Genomic DNA, 15,604 nt, shown 5'->3' with positions numbered 1-15,604 from the left:
GGGGGCAAGATTAGAACGGGCGCCAGCAAAGTGAAACGTTTTTGATTGGGCAATGATCGGCGCGCGAACGATCACAGACTGTGGCCCAATGGCCACACCAACGGCTTTTCGGACTCATTTCGTCGCGCCGCGACTATCCGCGATGCAGTGAATTGTAAATAGTGGGTTGTCAGTTTTGACCGGAATCAAAATGCGGCTCACGACGCTTCGCACGCTGCTGCTTATCCTGGCCATGGTCGTCCAGACCGTCGCCGGCGGAGCCGGGCTAGCGCGCGCCGCTTCGATCTCTCCCGAAGAGACGATTGCAGCTCATTGCCAGCAGGTGCGCGGGGGGGAACAGTCCGCGCCCAACGACCGGCTTGGCCATCGGCACAACTGTCAATCGTGCCTCTTGTGCGGCGAACCGCCGCCGGCCTGGGTTTCGCTGACTTCCGACTATGTCGTCGCGCTGGGCGAATATGCGCTGATCGACGCGCCCACATACGCGGTGCGATCACTCTCCGAACGATCGTCGCGGGCGCATAGCGCACGGGCGCCGCCCTTCTCACGCGCCTGAGACCGCTGGCCGCGCAAGAGCGCGCCGTCCAGGTTCTCGCCGCTGCTCGAAGCAGCCTCCACGTCACTAGTCCGCGTGTGCGTTGCGTTCAACGCCGCGGCCGCTCTCCCTATGCCGACTGACGTCGGCGCCCAGGAACACTGTCATGATCCGTCGTTCTCGCCTCCTCGGAGGAGCCTCTTTCGCCGTACTTAGCCTACTCGCCCCGTCGGTCGCGGATGCGCAGCAGGCGCTTCCCACCATCAGCGTCGGCGGGGCCCGCGGCCCTGTGCGGCCGGGTCCTGTCGGCAGACCCGTCGGCGGGCAGGGTCGCGTCACCACCGCGGCGTCTGTGCCGGGGCCTGCTGTGGCGGATCGCTACGCGGAGCCAACGCCGGCGCCTTTCAGCCGCACCTTGCCGGCGAACATTCCGGCGGTCGTCGAGAGCAGGACGCGCAAAGAGATTCAAAAAACCACAAATATCATGACGTCTTCCGACGCGTTCAGATACATGCCGTCAATTCTCATTCGCGAGCGCTATATTGGCGATCGCAACGCGATCGTCTCGACACGCACCACGGGCACCATTCAGAGCGCGTTGGTGCTTGTCTATGCCGACAATGTGCTGCTCTCGAATCTGCTCGGCAACAGCTTCAACTTCGCGCCGCGCTGGGGCATGGTCTCGCCCGCGGAAATATCGCGCGTCGATGTGATGTACGGGCCATTCTCGGCGCTTTATCCGGGCAATTCGATCGGCGGCGTGCTGACGATGACGACGCGGATGCCGGATGAATTTGAGGTCCACGCGATGGGCACCGTGGCGGTGCAGCCGTTCAGCCTCTATGGCAGGAAAGAACTCAATCTCGGCGGCGTGACAAATATTCTAGTCGGCGATCGCATCAACGACTTCCGCTACTGGGTCGGCTATGAACACCTGGACAATCAAGGACAGGCGCAAACATTCCCCGGCCTCTTTTTGACGCCGGGCACAGGTTCGGCGTTCTCTGGGGGCTTCCAGGACTTCGACCAACAGGGTCGTCCACGCATCATTACGGCAGCCGCAGGCGCCGATTACGTCCAAACGGATTTGGCGAAGGTCAAAGTCTCTTATGACATCTTGCCGCTTCTGCGCGCCAAATATCAGGTTGGCTTCTGGACGCTGAACAACAACACCACCGTGGAAAGCTTCATTAACGACAGGAACGGCATACCGATCTACAACACCCAGAGCGGGCGCGTGCAGCTTGGCCCGTATTCCGTCACGCCCGGCGGCGTCAATCCCGGGCACGGCGCCGCAAGCCACCTGATGCAGGCGTTAGAACTCAGACAGGACACTGGCGGCGTCTTCGATTTCGATTTGTCGGCGACGTCGTTCAATTTCCTTCGCGATTTCACCAACAATGCGCAATCCTACGGACCGCGCGTCAATAATGCCGGAACTGCCTATAATGTAGATCCGCGCGGGCTGAACACCAATAATGGCGGAACGTTCTGGCGCACCGGCGACGCGCGCTTCATTTGGCGCCCGCCCTACGACATCCTCGGCAAGCATGAAGTGTCGTTCGGCGCCCACGGCGATCTTTATTCGCTGGCCACGACGCAGACCAGCACAGTGTCCTGGCCCAACAATTATTATCTGGGAATTCAGGCGATTAACTACGGCAAAACCGAAACGAAAGGCGTCTATGTTCAGGAAGTCTGGAGGCCTCTGCCGGACTGGAAATTCACCGCCGGCGCACGCGGCGAGTGGTGGCGCGCCTTTGGCGGGATGAACGCGACCGGCGGGTTTGGCAACGCGTCGAACCCGACGGGCCAGGCAATCGTCGGCCTGCCGCTTAGAGCCGCGAACATCACCTATTTCCCGGATTCCTATAAGGGCGCTTTCTCGCCGAAGGCGGCGCTCGAATATTTTTTCACGCCGGAACTCTCTTTGCGCGGCTCCATCGCGCGCGCCTATCGCTTTCCGACAGTCAACGAACTGTTCCAATCCCTGTCGAGCCCAAGTTCGGTGCTCATCAACAATCCAAATTTGCAGCCTGAAATATGCACCTGTTACGATCTGACCGGCGAGTATCGGAAGATCGACGCGTTCGGCGGCGCGATCGGGCTCTTCAATCCGCGCATCAGCCTGTTTCTTGACGATCGCTGGAACGCCATCGCCAGCCAGACCACGCTCTCCATTTTCGGCACGCAGATCTCGCAAAACGCCAATCTCGATAAGGTTCGCTTTCGCGGCATCGAGGCGGCGGCGCATATGAAGGACATTCTCGTTCCCGGACTGGATTTCGAGGGCGGCTTGACCTTCACCGACGCAAAAATTCAGAGCAATCTCTCGAGCCGCAATCTCGACAGCATTCTCTTCGCCGGCAACCAGTTCCCCCGCGTCCCCAGAATTCGTTTCCGCGGCGTCGCGAGCTACAGCCCTAATCCCGACATGTCGTTCGCCCTTGGCGCGCGCTACTCGTCCCCGGCGTTCGTCACCTTTGCGAACACCGACTTCAACCACAATAATTACGGCAATGTGGACAGTGAAATCCTCGTTTTCGATATGAAGGCGAGATACCGGGTCGAGCCGAATTGGTGGCTGTCCGTCGGCGTTAACAACATCGGCCGCTGGAAAGCCTATGTGAATCCGAACCCCTATCCGCAGCGCACCTTCTTTATCGCGCTCAACTATGATTTCGGCGGCCCGGACGGATCGGGCGTAACGATCGACCGGGGTGGTTCTGGAGGCACGGCGGCGGTCAGGTGAGCCGCCAGGGCGTTCCAAGAGCGATCGTCCTGCTGAGACGCTTTGCCGCGGCGAGGCGGGCGCCCCAAGATTAACTTGTCGTGGCCTTCGCTTTTTGCTTACATCAGCGCGCGCATGTGAATTCCGCATGCGCGCCGATTCCAGGGCTCAAGACTTTATGCGTCGTAACTGGCTGACAGTTCTGCTGTTCGCGCTCGCGCTGACCGTTCAGGCCTTCGCGCCTGCGGCGGCGCAGGTCGCGTCGCGGCTGGGCGCCGGCGACGCCGTCAGCGAATTTTGTTTTACCGACGTCGCCTCGAGCGACCGATCGCAGGCTCCGGGCCACGCAAAGGGTCACCGGGACGTCTGTCTGTTTTGTCAAAACCATTGCGATGGCGTTGCGCCGCTAGCCGCGCGCGTCATTCATCTCGGCAAGGCGCCCGTCCAATGGACAGCGCTTGATTGGACGGTGGCGGACTGCGCCCTGCCGACCCGCCTACAGGACTTTTCCCGACAGGCGCGAGCGCCTCCCGCCAACTCCTGATCCTTCACACGCTGCCGCGCTGCTTGCGCTCTCGCCCGGATTCCGGGTCTGCGCACGGCATCGACGCAGCTTAAGGACAATGCCGCGTCAAGCGGCGGGACGGGAGTTAAGCCCATGTTTCGTAAACGTAAGCCGAGCGCGAGGGAAAGCCTCGTGGCCGGCGCGACGCTCGAATCCTTGAATGAACGAGAGCGCGCGCAGCCTGGTCATGCGCCGGGCATGGCGGCGCTCGCCGCCATCGTGCCGGCGACGCCTCTGTGGCGCGGCAATGACCATCGCGTCATTCGCCTCATCGACCTCGAACGCCGCGCGAGATTTTCGCGGCCTTTGACCGACGCGATCTGAACCGATGTCCCCGTCGGCGTTCTGGCTCGCTTCGCTGCGTCACGCGCGTGCGCGGCTTGGTGCGACTCTGCTGTTCTCGGCGGCGTCGCTCTTTGCCGTCGCGCCGCTCGCGCGCGGCGTCGCCGAGTCGGGCGTCGGGGGGCGTCTCTTCGCTCAACTCTTTATCTGTTTCGCGCCGGGGGCCTCCCAACTCGGCGCGCTTGCGGGGCGGCTGGGCCCCAAAGACGATCGCTCCGCCTGTATCCTCTGTCAGGCGTTTTGCAGCGGTCTTGCGCCTCTTCCGGCGCGGCCCGGCCCGATCGGCGCGACGCCCGTCCCGAGCTTCATGCTCGCGCGGACGGTGGCGGACTGCGTCGCGCCGACGCCCCGTCCCAGCCCAGCTCACCGCCCGCGCGCGCCGCCGGCGGCCTAGCGCTGCATCGTGAAAAGGCCTGCGTCGGCGTTAATTCTCTTCTCCCGCCGCCGCCGCGGGCCGCCGCTTCGACTTTCACCATTCCGCCGCGATTGCTTTCAAAAGGGCATGCTGATGAACGAACTGATCACGGGCGTCGTGCTTGAGACGCTTTGCGCCATACTCGCCGCGTCCTATTTCATCGCCGAATGCGCGATGCAGGAGGCGAAAATTCCCGCCCCCCGCAAGAGGCGGCCCGGCACCTAGAGCAGGTTCCGAAAAAGTTGACAGACTTTTTCGATGAGAACCTGCTCTAACGTTTTGATTTTGAGCGATTCCTTATCGATCACATGATTCCATGTGATCGGGAAGCGCTCTAGCCGTAAAGCTCAGGCGCGCGCGGCGGCCCACAGCCCGCGCGCGAGATCATCGACCAGATCGTCGGCGTCCTCGAGGCCGACCGAAAGTCGCAGCAGGCCGTTGCCGATTCCCAGCGACGCGCGCGCTTCCGGCGTCAGCCGCTGATGGGTCGTCGTCGCCGGATGGGTGATGAGGCTCTTGGCGTCGCCGAGATTGTTCGAAATCTTGACCACTTCCAGCGCATTGGCGAGTCGGAACGCCGCAGCCTTGCCGCCCGCCATACTAAAGCTCACCAGCGTGCCGCCGCCCGACATCTGACGTCGCGCCAGATCGGCCTGCGGGTGATCGGCGCGGAACGGATAAAGCAAGCGGCCGACGGCCTTCTCTTCGGCCAGAAAGTCGGCGATTTTGGCCGCGCTGGCGGTCTGCTGCGCGACGCGCAGCGGCAAGGTCTCGAGGCCCTTCAGCATCACCCAGGCGTTGAACGGCGACATGGCCGGTCCGGTCTGGCGCAGGAAATTGTGGACGCTCTCCTCGATCAGCGCCTGCGAGGCCAAAATCACGCCGCCAAGACATCGGCCCTGCCCATCGATGTGCTTGGTCGCGGAATAGACGACGACGTCGGCGCCGAAATCGAAGGGCTTTTGCAAGAGCGGCGTCGCGAAGACATTATCGACCACGAGCTTCGCGCCGGCCTCATGCGCAATGTCGGCGATCGCCTTGAGGTCATAGACCTCCAGCCCGGGATTGGTCGGGCTTTCCAGGAAGAAGAGCTTCGTCTCAGGACGGACGGCCGCCTTCCATTGTTCGAGGTCGGCGCCGTCGACGAGCGTCGAAGCGATTCCCAGTCGCGGCAGCAAATCCTCGACGACATAGAGGCAGGAGCCGAAAAGCGCGCGCGCCGAAACCACATGGTCGCCCGCTTTGAGCTGCGCGAGCAGGCTCGCGGTCACCGCCGCCATGCCGCTCGCCGTGGCGCGGGCCGCTTCCGTCCCCTCCAGAAGGCACATGCGCTGCTCGAACATCGCCACGGTGGGGTTCGAAAAGCGCGAATAGATGAAGCCCGGCTCATCGCCCTTGAAGCGCGCCTCGGCCGCCTCCATCGTCGGATAGGCGAAGCTCTGCGTGAGGTAGAGGGCCTCCGACAATTCTCCGAAGGAAGAGCGCTGCGTCCCGCCGTGCACGAGTTGCGTCGCGGGTTTGAGCGGCCTGCGGGGCGGGGCGTCGGCGGACATTGATTCTCCCTAGGCGCGAAGGCGCGCCATTCGCTTGATGCGCGCCGAACGGCGCTGCTACGCAAAAAGCGGGGCTTCCTTAGGGAGACCCGGCCTTTTAGCGCGTTGTTTTTCGTGGCGGCAAGCCGGCCGGCTCAAATAACCACGTGCGCTTATAGAGGCCAGAGGGACCTCAGCTGTCAACAGCTTCGGCTTGAAAGGCGACGCGATTTGGCGCTTATGCCAGCGCAAGGAAAGGCGACGGGGCGATAGACGAATGGGCGGCGTGCTTTCCAGCCGGCAGATTCAGGCGATGGCCGACGCCGGTCAGATCCGCCTCGCCGCGCCCTTGGCGCATGGGCAGATTCAGCCGGCCAGTCTCGATCTGCGGCTTGGCCCCAAGGCCTATCGCGTGCGCGCCAGTTTTCTGCCGGGAAAGCGCCGCAGCGTCGACGAACTCCTCTCCGCGCTCAAATATGACGAGATGTCGCTGGAAGGCGACGGCGCCGTGCTGGAACGCGGTTGCTTCTATGTCGTGCCGCTTCTGGAAAGCTTGGCGCTCGGCGACGCTGTCCTCGGCGCCGCCAATCCGAAAAGCTCGACGGGGCGACTCGATATCTTCACGCGGCTGATCACGGATCGCGGCGACCGCTTCGATGAGGTCGCCCCCGGATATCACGGACCTCTCTATGCCGAAGTGTCGCCGCGCAGCTTTTCGGTGCGCGTTCGCACCGGCACGCGATTGAACCAACTGCGTTTTCACGCGCATGCGCAGAGCGAATCGCAGAGTGGGACGCTCGGCGACGCGGCGCTCGCCGAACTGCATCGCACATCACCGCTCGTCGACGGACCGCTCAATTTGCGGGATGGCGTCGTGCTGCGGGTTGCGCTCGACGCGGATGCGTTCGGGGGAATCATCGGCTATCGCGCGCAGAAGCACACCGACGTCATCGACGTCGATCGCATCGCCGCCTATCGGATCGACGACTATTGGGAGCGTTTGCCGGCGCGTGACGGCCGGCTGATTCTCGATCCAGGCGATTTCTACATCCTCGCCTCGCACGAGCGCCTCGCGATTCCGCCCGATCTCGCCGCCGAAATGGCGCCGATGGACGCGGCGATCGGCGAGTTCCGGGTGCATTACGCGGGCTTTTTTGATCCCGGCTTCGGCGCCGGGCCCGACGGCCAACCGGGCGCCCGCGCCGTTCTCGAAGTGCGCTCGCGCGAAGTGCCCTTCATCCTCGAAGACGGTCAGTTCATCGGCCGCCTGGTCTATGAACGCATGGCCGAAACCCCAAAGGCGCTTTACGGCCAAAGCGGGGTATCGAACTACCAGGGGCAGGGGCTCAAGCTCTCGAAACATTTCATGGCGGACTGACCGTAGCGCCGCGAAATTTAGGCAGGTGTCTGAAATGCAGATTTCGATGGCGTCGCTCTTCGCCGCGCTCGTAATGGCATGCGCGCCCGCGCTCGCCGCGGAGCGCGTGACGGTCGATATTTTCAAGCGGGCGGAAACCGACTATTACATGCAGTCGAGGGCGGACGCCGGCTGCTTCGCGAAGCTCTGCAGCGAACGCGGACCGATGCCGGTCGACAAGCAAGCCGTCATTCGCCTCAATCGCGACACGCCCTATAGCAGCGGTGTATTCGACCTGACCTCGCCGGTGACGATCGTTCTGCCTGACGTCGGCAAGCGCTATCAATCGCTCGTCGTCATCAACGAGGATCATTACATCAAGCTCGTCGCTTACAAGCCAGGTCGCTACAAACTCACCCGCGACAAGATCGGCACGCGATACGCCGTCGTCATCGTTCGCACCTTCATGGATCCCAATGATCCGGCCGACATGGCCGCCGGCCACAACGCGCAGGACGAGATCAAAGTCATCCAGGCCAACCCCGGCAAACTCCAGCTGCCGGATTGGGATCAGGCCCAGCGCGAGAAGCTGCATGACGCGCTGCTGGCGCTCACGCCCTTTGTCGGCGACAGCCGCCGCGGCTTCGGCGACGAGAAGGAAGTCGATCCGGTGCGCCATCTCATCATGACGGCGGCCGGCTGGGGCGGCAATCGCGAACAGGATGCGCTCTATTTGAACGTCACCCCGAAAGAGAACGATGGGAAGACGCCGTACACGCTGACCGTCGGAGACGTGCCGGTCGAGGGCTTCTGGTCGGTCACCGTCTACAACGCCAAAGGATTTTACGAGGCGCCGGAAAATGCGATCTCGGTGAACAATATCACCGCACGCAAGGACAAGGATGGGAAAGTCACGATTCATTTCGGCGGCGATCCCAACGCGCCGAACTATCTGCGCATCATGCCGGGGTGGAATTACACCGTCCGCCTCTACAGGCCGCGCGCGGAAGCGCTGAACGGCAAGTGGAAGTTTCCCGAGGCGACGGTCAGCAAATAGCGGGTTTCTGAACTTGGACGCCAAAGCGGAGCGAATTCATGCGTAAGGCATTTCTTTTAGCCGCGCTCTTCGCGCTCTCGCTCGCGACGTCCGTCGCCGCAGAGGAGATTGGCGCGTCGAGCGCGAAATTCTGGTCGGCTCCGCAAGTCGACGCGCTGCCTTACGACGCGCATAGCCGGCTGATCCGCCACGGGCGCGATCTCATCACCGCGACCTATTCCCATATCGGTCCGGACATGCCCGACCCCGCGCAGCGTTACGCTGGGAACAATCTCGCCTGCGGCAACTGTCATCTCGACGCTGGCGTGAAGAAATTCGGTCTGCCGATTTTTGGCCTCTCCGAGGATTTCCCCGCTTATAGCGCGCGCATCGGCGCGCAGATCACGCTGCAAGAGCGCATCAATTCCTGCATGACGCGCAGCATGAACGGGCGCGCTTTGCCCGTTTCATCCGCGCCGATGCGCGCCATCCTCGCCTATATTCAATTTCTCTCGTCCGGCGTGCGCAAGGGCGAGAAGCTCTCCGGTCTCGGCGCGGGGACGATGCCCGAACTCGATCGCGCCGCGGATCCCGCGCGCGGGCGCGACATCTATCAGGCGCGCTGCATCGGCTGCCACAACGTCGACGGCGCCGGCGTGCAGAACAGCCTGCCGGGGCTGGGCGCCGGCTACGCCTTTCCGCCGCTCTGGGGCTCGGACAGTTTCAACGACGGCGCCGGCATGGCGCGGCTGATCACGGCGGCGAACTTCGTTCACTCCAATATGCCGGACGGCGTTGATTATCTGCACCCGCGGCTCTCGCCCGAAGAGGCCTGGGACGTCGCCGCGCTGATGATCTCGAAGCCGAGGCCGCAGCGCGCCGGGTTGGACAAGGATTTTCCCGATCTTTTGAAGAAGCCGATCGACGCGCCTTACGGCCCCTATGCCGACGGCTTCTCCGAAGAGCAGCACAAATACGGGCCTTACGGCCCGATCCGCGCGAAGCTGAAGGAGATCGAGAAGGAAAAGGGAGAGGTAAGGAATCCCAACAGCGGACGGTGAGCTTAATTTCACCCCACCCCGGCGCGATGCGCCGACCCTCCCCCTCCAGGGGAGGGTGTGTGCTGCGCGCCGGTCTACCCTCCCCTCGAGGGGGAGGGTCGCGCCGAAGGCGCGGGGTGGGTGGAGCGCTCGGTTGTTCCGTTGAAACCGGCGGCTTCCCGCGTTACACAAGGGAGCGCGCGGGCGTAGTTCAGAGGTAGAACGTCAGCTTCCCAAGCTGAATGTCGTGGGTTCGATTCCCATCGCCCGCTCCAATCTCCGACCAATCTGAGATCGTCCGCCGCAACCCGCCGGCCGCCGCTGTTGAGCATCGTCGCCAAAAGTGCGAAGCGGATGGCGATTGAATCGCGCCCGACCGAAAGCGACTATGCCGCACGCCGCCCATGCTCACGCTCCCGCCGCCCCGCTCAGCGCCTTTAAATCCGGGCCGCTTGCGGGCCGCGTGCGCCCGCCGGGCGATAAATCCGTCTCCCATCGCGCGCTGATCTTCGGCCTGCTCGCCATCGGCGAAACGAAAATCGAAGGGCTTCTCGAAGGCGAGGACGTGCTGCGCACCGCGCAGGCCTGCCGCCAGCTTGGCGCGAAGATCGTCCGCCACCCCGATGGGGGCTGGAGCGTCTGGGGCGCCGGGCTCGGCTCTCTGCTGCAGCCCACCGAAACCCTGGATTTCGGCAACGCCGGCACCGGCTCGCGGCTGATGATGGGCGTCGTCGCCGGCCACCCGATCCTCGCGCGCTTCGACGGCGACGCCTCGCTGCGGAAACGCCCGATGAAGCGCATTCTCGATCCCCTGGCGCTGCAGGGCGCCCAGGTTCTGGAGCAGGCCGAGGGCGGCCGCCTGCCGCTGGTGCTGCAGGGTTCGAGCGAGCCGCTGCCGGTCGAATACAAGACGCCCGTCGCCTCGGCGCAGATCAAATCCGCGGTGCTGCTCTGCGGACTGAATTCGCCTGGCCAAACGACGGTGATCGAGGCCGAGGCGTCGCGCGATCATACCGAAAAAATGCTTGCGCATTTCGGCGCGACGGTCGTGAGCGCGCCTCACGGCCCGCATGGCCGCAAGATCACGCTTGAAGGGCGCCCGGAAATGATCGCGCGCGACGTGCGGGTTCCCGCCGATCCGTCATCGGCCGCCTTTCCGCTCGTCGCCGCGCTGATCGTCGAGGGCTCCGATATTGTCATCGAAGGCGTCATGACCAATCCGCTGCGCAGCGGGCTGTTGACGACGCTGCAGGAAATGGGCGCCGATATCGGGTTGGAGAACCGGCGCGAGGAGGGCGGCGAAGAGGTCGCCGACGTTCGCGCGCGCTTCTCGCATCTTGCCGGCGTCGACGTGCCGGCGGCGCGGGCGCCCTCAATGATCGACGAATATCCGATCCTTGCCGTCGCGGCGTCTTTCGCGAACGGCGAAACGCGGATGCGCGGGCTCTCCGAATTGCGGGTGAAGGAATCGGATCGGCTTGAAGCGGTCGCCGCCGGGCTCAAAGCCAATGGCGTCGACTGCGAGATCGTCGGCGACGATCTTATCGTGCGCGGCGGCAGGGTCGCTGGCGGCGGCATGGTCGAGACGCATCTCGATCATCGCATCGCCATGAGCTTTCTCGTCATGGGGCTCGCGGCCGAGAAGAAAGTCACGGTCGACGACGAGATGATGATCGCGACGAGCTTTCCGGCGTTTCGCCCGCTCATGGAGCGACTCGGAGCGCGCTTCTCGTGAGCTTCGTCATCGGGATCGACGGCCCCGCAGCGTCGGGGAAGGGCACGCTGGCGCGACGTCTTGCGGCGCATTACAGCCTGCCGCATCTCGACACGGGGCTGCTCTATCGCGCCACGGCCTGCGCGCTGAGGGACGAGGGTCTGCGGCTCGACGACGTCGAAGCGGCGGTCGCCGCCGCGCGCAGCCTGTCGCTCACCGATTTCGACGAAAAGCGGTTGCGCGCCCGCGACATGGGCGAGGCGGCGTCCGTCGTCGCCGCCATGCCGGCGGTGCGCGCGGCGCTCGTCGACATGCAGCGCGGCTTCGCGGCGCGGCCGGAAGGCGCCGTCCTCGACGGTCGCGACATCGGCACGGTGATCTGCCCCGACGCGAAAGTGAAGATTTTCGTCACCGCAGCGCCGGAGACGCGCGCCACCCGCCGCGCTCTGGAGCTTGCGCGCGCCGGCGAAAACGCCGACTATGCCGCCATTCTCGAAGATGTGAAGAAGCGCGACGCCCGCGACAGCGCCCGCAGCGCCGCGCCGCTGAAGGCGGCCGCCGATGCGGTGACGCTCGACACGAGCGATCTCGACATCGAGGAGGCTTTCGCGGCCGCGCTTGCGATCGTCGAGGCGAGGCGCGGCGCTGAACTGTAATTACAACTGGGACTGTTCGAGTTCGAGCGGCGGGCGCCAAATTTTTGGCTGCGCCGCCAGCAGCGCGACAATCTGGGATTGCCTGTTCGCGCCGGTTTTCGCGAACACCGATTTCACCTGGCTGCGAATGGTGCTCAACTTCACCTTGTGACGCTCGGCGATCTGATCGAGGCTCAGTCCCTCGGCGAGACTCCCCGCGACGCGCGCCTCGGTCGGCGTTAGATCGAAGAGGCTTTGCACTAGCGCTGCGTCCAACGCCGCTGGCCGTGTAAGATGCGTGATCGTCAGCACGCCCAATCCGCCGCCAAAAAGATCGCGCGCATTGCCGGTGACGGGGATCAGATGCATCACCACCGGTCGTTCGCCAGTCCCTTTTGAGGGGAAGGACCGCACAGATGTCGCGGCAGGATTGCCGAGATCGGCGATCGCGCCCCGCAACAATTTGTCGGCTGCAGGCTCAATCAGCGCGATGCGGTCGCGCGGCATCCAGACATGATGCGACGAGAGATCTTCGATCAGCCCATTGGCCGCAAGCACGCGACCGTCGACGTCCAGTATCGCCGCCGGAATGCCGAGAGTCGCGAGCGCCTCGGTCGCCGATCGTAATCTCTCAAGTCGCCAACGGGCGGCGAGCAGGCCGGCGCGGGCGAGATGTGGGCGCAGCGCGTCGAGGCGGTCCAATTCCGCGGGGCCGAAAGGCGGGTCTCCCTTTCGCCGCTTGACCTGAAACATCACGAGATCGCCATTGAGCATCGGCACAGCGGTCGCCGTGCAATGATGAATGCCGTTGGGCGCGCACCACTCCTTGATGACCGGCTCCTCCGCATATTCCTCTTCGGTAAAGCCTTCCTGATCCGAGACGAAGCCGGCGCGATTGAAGGCGAGAAGCCGGCCGAGAACCTGGCTTCGCTGAAGACCGCCGCTGCTAAAAAATGCTTCGGCTCCTTTTTCGAGAGCGCCTGAGCAACGCCAGCCGAGCCATGCGTCGGCCCGACGGGCGACGAGGACGCCGCCGGCGGCTTCCGCAACCTTGCCGATGTCATGCATGATGCGCGGCCAGCAATCAGGATCGGCGGCGGCTTCGTAGATGTCGTCAACGAGAGATTCGAAATCTGGCATGCCTAAATCCAATGGCTTAAAGACTTTAATCGAATCATTTTGAAGCAAGCCTCGGCGCTCGTCCACTGGCGTCGGAATGCCTGCAGTCGATCCGCCGGCGAGTCAGACGCCGCCCGCCAAGTAGGCTGATGACGTCCAAGCAACAACGCGTATTCCGCTTTGCGCCGTCGCCGAACGGCTATTTGCATCTTGGCCACGCCTATTCGGCGCTTCTGAATTTCGATCTGGCGCGCCAATGCGGCGGGCGCTTGCTGTTGCGCATCGAGGACATCGATACAGGCCGCGCCCGCGCCGAATTCGAGGCGGCGATCTATGAAGATCTCGCCTGGCTCGGGCTCGATTGGGAGCGGCCCGTGCGCCGTCAATCCGAGCATTTCGGCGCCTACGCCCGCGCCCTCGAGCGCCTGGACGCGATGGGGCTCATTTACGCCTGCGACTGCAAGCGTTCCGACATCGCGCGGATTGCGGCTGGCAAGCCGGGCTGGCCGCGCGACCCGGACGGCTCGCCGCTCTATCCGGGGACGTGTCGCGCTAAACCGCGCCGAACGGCGCGCGAGGTCCTAACGCAGCGCGGCGTCGCGCTGCGGCTCGACATGCGTATGGCGTCGACGCTCGCGGGGCAGGGGCTGATGTGGCGGGAATTCGGGGCGCTCCCGCGGGCGGAGCGAAGCGATCCGGCCGCTTCGCCTCGCGATGACGGAGAAGGGAGGCTTGTTCCTGCCGATCCGGCGGAATGGGGCGACGTCGTCCTCGCGCGCAAGGATACGCCGGCGAGCTATCATATCGCCGTCGTCGTCGACGACGCGCTGCAGGGCGTGACCGACGTGGTGCGCGGTAAGGATCTCTTTGCGGCGACGAGCCTGCATCGCCTGCTGCAACGTCTGCTCGACCTGCCGGCGCCAAATTATCGGCACCACGGCCTGGTTCTGGACGAGAAGGGCGAGAAGCTTGCGAAAAGCGTCGCCTCGACGGCGCTGCGCGCCTTGCGCGCGGAAGGCTGGACGCCAGCTGACGTGCGTCGGCGGATAGGGTTGTAGAGCGTAGATTCTACTTTGCGGGCGTTCGCCGTCTCGGAGTCATTCGAAGATGTGATTCCGAGCCGCCGAGTCGCGCCAGGCGTCGGGCGCCCTCTCGCTCAAGGAGCGCCTTGAGCGCTTCGCGAACCAGCGCGGATTTGTCCGTAAGTCCCATTAAATCTGCTGCCTTGGCCACGAGCTCATCGTCGAGCGCGATCTTTGTGCGCATGTGTGCTCCCAATCGAGAAGCACAGAAAGAGCATCGTTTAATGCCGATCACAATGCCGACGCCGATTTTCCGCAGGGCGATCGGTTGAAGGGCTTCCTCATCCTGAGGAGCGTGCGCAGCACGCGTCTCGAAGGACGAGGAAGCCCGTTTTCACGTATTTCTCCTCACCCTCGTCCTTCGAGACGCCGCCTTAGGATCTCGGGCCTGCCCGAGATCGACATCAAATTCGCAAGTCGGGTAAACCGCGACTTGCGGGCGGCTCCTCAGGATGAGGGTGAGGAAAACAATTCTTCTCCCGATTCCCCTGCGGTTCTCCGTGTGTGTCGGCGCACGAACATTTTCTCGGGCTCCCGATAGCCTTGGATCATCGAGTTCCAAAGCGGCAAGGGAGAGCGAAATGTTCGAGACCATCCAAAGCCTGATCGACCAGGAAGGCCAGATCTGCGTTCCGGCGCGCCATCTGACGCAGCGAGCCAATCTCTACGAACTGGGAATGACGCCCTATACGGCGATCCGCCTGCTGCTCGCGATCGAGCGCGAATTTCGCATCGAATTCTCCCGCGACTCGCTGAATCGCCAGACGATGGCGACGATGGAGAATATTGTCCGCGGCGTTCGCGCCGCCCAGTTTGCTCCCGCCTATGAATGGCTCCAGGCGGCCTAAGAGACGTCGATTCGGGCCGGCTGCGCCGAAGCGCCAACAAAAGTTCGTCGCTTACCGGGCCTGACGAGTCGCCACTTTGGCGCTGTTGTTCGGCGCCTTCGCCATCAGCGAATCAATGCGATCGCGCTCTTTCCTGAATTCCGCGAGAAGCCGGCCCTCGATCTCGCGCGTGCGCGCCAGCTTGACGCGCATCGGATCGACGAAATGGCCATTGACCATCACCTCATAGTGAAGGTGCGGTCCCGTCGACAATCCGGTCGAGCCGAGGAAGCCGATCACCTGGCCCTGCTTGACCCGCATGCCTTCCTTCACGCTGCGCGCAAAGCCTGACATGTGGTTGTAGGTGGTGATGTAGCCGTTGGCGTGCTGGATCTCGACGCGCCGACCATAGCCCGAATCCCACTGCGCCTTGATGATCGTGCCATTGCCGGCGGCGAGAATCGGCGTGCCGATCGGCGCCGCCCAATCGACGCCCGTGTGCATCTTGTAATAGCCGAGGATCGGATGACGGCGCATGCCGAAGCCTGAGCGCGTCTCGCCGATGGCGATCGGCTTACGCACAAGGAACTTGCGGCTCGAGCGGCCGTTCTCGTCGTAGTAGTCGAGCAGCCCGTCGTCGGGCGTGAAGAAGCGATAGTAGCGATAGGTTTCGT

General features: G+C 63.7%; 17 protein-coding genes, 1 tRNA gene and 1 riboswitch (1 of these 19 cut by a window edge). Of the genes, 14 read left to right on the top strand and 4 right to left on the bottom strand.

Going from position 1 to position 15,604, the window contains the following annotated elements; all coding sequences use genetic code 11:
• Positions 1–190 precede the first annotated feature (190 nt).
• From ACPS74_RS02920 to ACPS74_RS02895, 6 genes are all read left to right on the top strand, one after another.
• Positions 191–556 carry a hypothetical protein gene (locus ACPS74_RS02920; RefSeq protein ID WP_157055245.1) on the top strand — a complete coding sequence of 122 codons (366 nt, stop codon included), beginning with the start codon at positions 191–193 and terminating at the stop codon, positions 554–556.
• A gap of 145 nt (positions 557–701) precedes the next feature.
• Positions 702–3,287, top strand: coding sequence for a TonB-dependent receptor (locus ACPS74_RS02915; RefSeq protein WP_051381764.1), 2,586 nt, complete (start codon positions 702–704; stop codon positions 3,285–3,287).
• Positions 3,288–3,444: 157 nt separating this feature from the next.
• Positions 3,445–3,810: a DUF2946 family protein gene (locus tag ACPS74_RS02910; RefSeq protein ID WP_014889502.1), complete on the top strand. Its 366-nt coding sequence runs from the start codon at positions 3,445–3,447 to the stop codon at positions 3,808–3,810.
• A gap of 114 nt (positions 3,811–3,924) precedes the next feature.
• The gene (locus ACPS74_RS02905; RefSeq protein ID WP_029650408.1) at positions 3,925–4,155 is read left to right on the top strand and encodes a hypothetical protein; all 231 of its coding nucleotides are present in this window, start codon (positions 3,925–3,927) and stop codon (positions 4,153–4,155) included.
• 4 nt (positions 4,156–4,159) lie between these two features.
• Positions 4,160–4,567, top strand: coding sequence for a hypothetical protein (locus ACPS74_RS02900; protein ID WP_029650406.1), 408 nt, complete (start codon positions 4,160–4,162; stop codon positions 4,565–4,567).
• Positions 4,568–4,681: 114 nt separating this feature from the next.
• Complete coding sequence (locus ACPS74_RS02895) at positions 4,682–4,813, top strand: hypothetical protein (protein WP_255722882.1); 132 nt, start codon at positions 4,682–4,684, stop codon at positions 4,811–4,813.
• A 122-nt stretch (positions 4,814–4,935) separates the two neighbouring features.
• On the opposite strand, the gene ACPS74_RS02890 is transcribed toward ACPS74_RS02895, so the two are convergent.
• Positions 4,936–6,141 (bottom strand): O-succinylhomoserine sulfhydrylase, encoded by a 1,206-nt coding sequence (locus ACPS74_RS02890; protein ID WP_029651473.1) that lies wholly within the window; start codon positions 6,139–6,141, stop codon positions 4,936–4,938.
• Positions 6,142–6,218: 77 nt separating this feature from the next.
• A riboswitch (SAM riboswitch) is annotated at positions 6,219–6,297 on the bottom strand.
• Positions 6,298–6,397: 100 nt separating this feature from the next.
• On the opposite strand from ACPS74_RS02890, the gene ACPS74_RS02885 reads away from it, so the two are divergent.
• The 6 genes from ACPS74_RS02885 (at position 6,398) to cmk (ending at position 11,923) form a co-directional block, all read left to right on the top strand.
• A complete protein-coding gene (locus ACPS74_RS02885; protein WP_029651472.1) occupies positions 6,398–7,498 on the top strand; it encodes a 2'-deoxycytidine 5'-triphosphate deaminase in 1,101 nt (366 codons plus the stop codon).
• Positions 7,499–7,532: 34 nt separating this feature from the next.
• Positions 7,533–8,534, top strand: a complete 1,002-nt coding sequence (locus tag ACPS74_RS02880) for a DUF1214 domain-containing protein (protein WP_029651471.1) — start codon at positions 7,533–7,535, stop codon at positions 8,532–8,534.
• Positions 8,535–8,572: 38 nt separating this feature from the next.
• Positions 8,573–9,574: a c-type cytochrome gene (locus ACPS74_RS02875; protein WP_029651470.1), complete on the top strand. Its 1,002-nt coding sequence runs from the start codon at positions 8,573–8,575 to the stop codon at positions 9,572–9,574.
• A gap of 179 nt (positions 9,575–9,753) precedes the next feature.
• Positions 9,754–9,828 (top strand) — tRNA-Gly (locus ACPS74_RS02870).
• Between the two features lie 113 nt (positions 9,829–9,941).
• The gene (gene aroA / locus ACPS74_RS02865) at positions 9,942–11,288 is read left to right on the top strand and encodes a 3-phosphoshikimate 1-carboxyvinyltransferase (RefSeq protein WP_029651469.1); all 1,347 of its coding nucleotides are present in this window, start codon (positions 9,942–9,944) and stop codon (positions 11,286–11,288) included.
• A complete protein-coding gene (cmk, locus tag ACPS74_RS02860; RefSeq protein ID WP_029651468.1) occupies positions 11,285–11,923 on the top strand; it encodes a (d)CMP kinase in 639 nt (212 codons plus the stop codon). The genes aroA and cmk overlap by 4 nt, the downstream gene beginning before the upstream one ends.
• On the opposite strand, the gene ACPS74_RS02855 is transcribed toward cmk, so the two are convergent.
• Entirely contained in the window at positions 11,924–13,042 is a 1,119-nt protein-coding gene (locus ACPS74_RS02855) for a helix-turn-helix transcriptional regulator (RefSeq protein ID WP_029651467.1), read from the bottom strand. It abuts the gene before it with no gap.
• Positions 13,043–13,170: 128 nt separating this feature from the next.
• Between ACPS74_RS02855 and gluQRS the strand changes: the two genes are divergently transcribed.
• Complete coding sequence (gene gluQRS / locus ACPS74_RS02850; protein ID WP_029651466.1) at positions 13,171–14,079, top strand: tRNA glutamyl-Q(34) synthetase GluQRS; 909 nt, start codon at positions 13,171–13,173, stop codon at positions 14,077–14,079.
• A 10-nt stretch (positions 14,080–14,089) separates the two neighbouring features.
• On the opposite strand, the gene ACPS74_RS02845 is transcribed toward gluQRS, so the two are convergent.
• Positions 14,090–14,233 carry a type II toxin-antitoxin system VapB family antitoxin gene (locus ACPS74_RS02845; protein WP_425622400.1) on the bottom strand — a complete coding sequence of 48 codons (144 nt, stop codon included), beginning with the start codon at positions 14,231–14,233 and terminating at the stop codon, positions 14,090–14,092.
• A 451-nt stretch (positions 14,234–14,684) separates the two neighbouring features.
• Here ACPS74_RS02845 and ACPS74_RS02840 point away from each other — a divergent pair, with 451 nt between their 5' ends.
• Positions 14,685–14,951 carry a phosphopantetheine-binding protein gene (locus ACPS74_RS02840; protein WP_029650958.1) on the top strand — a complete coding sequence of 89 codons (267 nt, stop codon included), beginning with the start codon at positions 14,685–14,687 and terminating at the stop codon, positions 14,949–14,951.
• A 51-nt stretch (positions 14,952–15,002) separates the two neighbouring features.
• Here ACPS74_RS02840 and ACPS74_RS02835 read toward each other — a convergent pair whose 3' ends face one another.
• On the bottom strand, positions 15,003–15,604 hold the 3' end of the coding sequence (locus ACPS74_RS02835; RefSeq protein ID WP_029650964.1) for a M23 family metallopeptidase. Its footprint extends 1,414 nt past the window's final position; 602 of the gene's 2,016 nt are visible here — the last part of the coding sequence; its start codon lies off the right edge, out of view — the gene reads right to left on this strand; it ends in the stop codon at positions 15,003–15,005.

It is taken from the genome of Methylocystis sp. SB2, from assembly GCF_049817085.1.
Taxonomy (GTDB): Bacteria; Pseudomonadota; Alphaproteobacteria; order Rhizobiales; family Beijerinckiaceae; genus Methylocystis; species Methylocystis rosea.
Note: the sequence above shows the minus strand (reverse complement) of the source record. Positions and strands in the feature narration are given on the sequence as shown.